Origin of the sequence: Calidithermus terrae (assembly GCF_003574345.1) — a bacterium.
Lineage (GTDB): Bacteria > Deinococcota > Deinococci > Deinococcales > Thermaceae > Calidithermus > Calidithermus chliarophilus.
This window is the reverse complement of the sequence record NZ_QXDL01000314.1, coordinates 1-3,357: the sequence shown is the minus strand read 5'-3', so window position 1 is coordinate 3,357 and position 3,357 is coordinate 1. Positions and strand designations below refer to the sequence as shown.

Here is a 3,357-nt window from a genome sequence, read left to right as displayed (position 1 = left end):
GGGCTGGGCCAGCGCGAGCGGGAGCGGGGCGGCGAGGGCGACCCAGAGGAACTGGCGCCGGGTCCACGGGCGGTCTTTCACGGCAAACCTCCTGGGCTCGAGTCCTCTAGGGCTCGAGACGGGTCCTAAGGTAGGGCACGAGTGTGAAGATTGGGCGAAAGCCCCGAGCTACTTTTCGACGGGGACGCGCCACCTGGCCTCGGCGATGGTGGAGATCCCGCTGACGACGACGATGATCTCGGTGAGGCCGGGGTCGGCGAGGTCGGCGGTGAGGGTGAGGTAGCCCAGGCGGACGGTCCGGCCGGGAGGGGCCACGAAGCTGCCCGTTATCGGGCGCATCTTGACCGGCTGGCCCAGGTTGCTGCTGGCGCTGAAGTTGTCCTGGGTGAGCCGGAACACGAGGTCGCCCTGCCGGCGGCTGGTGAGGCTGGCTTCGATCAGGAGGCCGTCGGGGTTGGTCCGCAGCAGGCGGAGGGTGAGCTCGAGGCCCCCCTGCTTCCAGGTCTGGCCCAGCTCGAGCACCGTTCCCGCTTCGGTGTCGCCCGCCACCCGGGCATAGCGGATCTCCACCCGGTAACGCCGCCCCGCCACCAGCGTGAGGCTGTGCGAGGCGGGGTTGGGCGCGTAGAGGTTGCCCCCGGCGCTCACCCGGTCGGCGCGCAGGACGTAGTTGCCGGTGCCGAGCTGGCTCACCAGCACGCTCTCCACGATGCGCAGGCGGGTGCCGCCCGGCCCGGTGAGCACCACGGCCGCATCGACGCCCTTGGGGAGGCCGCTGACGACGACCTCGAGGCTGGCCGTGTTCTGCGCCGCGCCCCAGAACCCGGCGACGGCTAGGCTCAGGATGCCTGTGGAGTACGCGAGCAACCGGTTCATGCGACCACCCCCGGGTTTGACGCTGGCTCGGATCACCCCGATTCTAAGAGGGGCCCTGGGGCTTGGCAATCGAGGCTCGTATGACGTTTTTACATCTTGGCGTGGAAATACCGTAGCATAGAGCGAGGAGGCGATCATGCGCGAAGTGTTTGTGGTTTCGGCGGTGCGGACCCCCATCGGGAAGTTCGGCGGGGCGCTCAAGGACTTCTCTCCCATCGACCTGGGCGCCCACGTGATGAAGGCGGCGCTCGAGAAGGCCGGGGTGCAGGGTGGCGACCTCGACCTCTTCGTCTTCGGGCAGGTGCTCAGAGCCGGGCACGGCCAGCTCCCCCCGCGCCAGGCCGCGTTCAAGGCGGGCATCCCCGAGAGCGTGGACGGCTACGCGGTGGACATGGTGTGCGCCTCGGGGATGCAGGCCACCGCCAACGGCGCCCTGGCGATCAAGAACCACGACGCCGAGCTGGTGCTCGTGGGCGGCATGGAGTCGATGACCCAGACCGGCTTCTACCTCAGCAGCCGGGCCCGCTGGGGCTACAAGTACCTGGCCGGGGCCCCCGAGCAACTGCAAGACGTCCTCCAGCGCGACGGGCTCTCCGACCCCTTCACCGGCGAGGCCATGGGCGACCAGACCGAGCGGCTGGCCGCCGAGTTCGGCGTCACCCGCGCCGAGCTCGACGAGGTGGCGCTGCAGTCGAACCTGCGGGCGGCCCAAGCCGCCGAGGCCTGCCGCTTCGGCCGGGAGATCGTGCCCGTCGAGGTCAAGACCCGCAAGGGGGTGGAGGTGGTGAGCAAGGACGAGGGCGTGCGCCCCGAGACCACGCTCGAGTCCCTCGCCGCGCTGCGCCCGGCCTTCAGGAAGGACGGCGTGCTCACCGCGGGCAACTCCTCGCAGATCTCCGACGGGGCGGCGGCGCTGCTGCTGGCGAGCGGGGAGGCCGTGGAGAAGTACGGCCTCAAGCCCATCGCCCGCATCCTGGGCTCGAGCTGGGCCGCCGGGGAGCCCTGGCGCTTCCCCGAGGCCCCGGTGCCGGCGGTCAAGAAGCTTTTGGGCAAGCTGGGGATGCGAGTCTCCGACTTCGACCTCTTCGAGAACAACGAGGCCTTCGCCCTCAACAACGTCCTCTTCCACCGGCTGCTGGGCGTGCCGATGGAGCAGCTCAACGTCCACGGCGGGGCCATCGCGCTGGGCCACCCCATCGGCGCGAGCGGGGCCCGCATCCTCACCACCCTGATCCACGCCCTGCACACCCACGGCAAGAGCCGCGGCCTGGCCGCGATCTGCCACGGCACCGGCGGCTCGACCGCGCTGGCGCTCGAGGCCCTCCCGGCCTGAGCGGCAAGACCTCGCGCCCCCGGCCTTGTGCCGGGGGTTTTGCCGCCGGGCTCGGGACGTTCGGCCCTGGGAGGGTTACGCCGCCGAGGGTAGGGTGGCCGTGGCGAGAGCGGGGGCCGTGACCCGGCCTCCCGGTGGGACGTGGCCGTGAGTTCGCCGGGAACGCGCCCACTCTTTGACTCATCGAGGCTTAGTACACTACCCCCAAGGAGGTGCATTCATGGCAGAGAACCCGCAAGAGACCAAGGGCAAGACCTGGGTCGAAGAGATCGAGATTTCCGGCGGCCAGCTCGTGGATAAGGTTCGGGAATTGGTGCAGGAGGGCAACGCCCGCCGCGTGACGGTGTGCAAGCCGAACGGGGAGGAGATCTTCTCGGTGCCCCTGACGGTGGGCGTGCTGGTGGGCGGCGTGGTGACGGTGGCCCTGCCCGTGCTGGCGGCGCTGGGCGTGATCGCCGGGATCGTCACCCGCGTGCGGCTGAAGGTCGAGCGGGAGGAGGGGGCTACCACCGAGATCCGGGAGGAGCCCATCGCCGAGGTGCGGCCCCAGGACCCGGAGGTCCGGCCCGAGGACAAGCCCCTCTGAGGAGGCCGCAAGTGGCGGAAGAGAAGCGAACGTGGGTGGATGAGCTCGAGGCCACCAGCGCCAACCTGGTGCAGAGGGTGCAGGAGCTGCTGCGCGACGCCAGCGCGACCCGCGTCATCATCTGCAAGCCGGACGGCAGCGAGCTGATCTCCCTGCCCCTGACGGCGGGGGTGCTGGTGGGCGGGGTGCTCACCCTGGCCCTGCCGCGCCTGGCGGCGATCGGGGCGATCGCGGGGATGGTGACGCAGTTCAAGCTCAAGGTGGTGCGGCAGGCCGATGCCCGGGTGGAGGCCCGCACCGAGGAGGAGGAGAAGCAGACCCTCAACCCCGAGTCGCCCTCGAGCCCGCCCCAACCCTGAGCGGGCGAGGAATCCTGCAGGGGCGAACCTCGTGTTCGCCCCGTTCGTTTCTTTTTTGGGGGGGGAGGGGGGTGTGCGGTGCTTTGGTTTGGTGACCCCCGCTCCCCCGAGGGACTCGCAGGCATGCCGCCGGGCCTCAGCGCCCGCGTACGCGGGGGTGCGGGCCGCACCTTGACCCGGCGGCATGCCCGTCTGCGCCACCC

General features: G+C 70.6%; 4 protein-coding genes. 3 read left to right on the top strand and 1 reads right to left on the bottom strand.

The genetic code is table 11. The annotated features are described in order from the left end of the window. Positions 1 to 168: 168 nt before the first annotated feature. Positions 169 to 876, bottom strand: a complete 708-nt coding sequence (locus Mterra_RS19940) for a hypothetical protein (protein WP_119316700.1) — start codon at positions 874 to 876, stop codon at positions 169 to 171. Between the two features lie 136 nt (positions 877 to 1,012). Between Mterra_RS19940 and Mterra_RS19935 the strand changes: the two genes are divergently transcribed. The 3 genes from Mterra_RS19935 (at position 1,013) to Mterra_RS19925 (ending at position 3,154) form a co-directional block, all read left to right on the top strand. Continuing rightward, positions 1,013 to 2,209 (top strand): thiolase family protein, encoded by a 1,197-nt coding sequence (locus tag Mterra_RS19935; RefSeq protein WP_119316699.1) that lies wholly within the window; start codon positions 1,013 to 1,015, stop codon positions 2,207 to 2,209. A 220-nt stretch (positions 2,210 to 2,429) separates the two neighbouring features. After that, positions 2,430 to 2,795, top strand: coding sequence for a DUF4342 domain-containing protein (locus Mterra_RS19930; protein ID WP_119316698.1), 366 nt, complete (start codon positions 2,430 to 2,432; stop codon positions 2,793 to 2,795). Between the two features lie 11 nt (positions 2,796 to 2,806). Next, positions 2,807 to 3,154 (top strand): DUF4342 domain-containing protein, encoded by a 348-nt coding sequence (locus tag Mterra_RS19925; protein WP_245971708.1) that lies wholly within the window; start codon positions 2,807 to 2,809, stop codon positions 3,152 to 3,154. Positions 3,155 to 3,357 lie beyond the last annotated feature (203 nt).

Bases quoted from the DNA above. Each gene is read 5' to 3' on its own strand.
- Mterra_RS19935 (WP_119316699.1), top strand. From the start codon at position 1,013: ATGCGCGAAGTGTTTGTGGTTTCGGCGGTGCGGACCCCCATCGGGAAG.
- Mterra_RS19940 (WP_119316700.1), bottom strand. From the start codon at position 876: ATGAACCGGTTGCTCGCGTACTCCACAGGCATCCTGAGCCTAGCCGTC.
- Mterra_RS19930 (WP_119316698.1), top strand. From the start codon at position 2,430: ATGGCAGAGAACCCGCAAGAGACCAAGGGCAAGACCTGGGTCGAAGAG.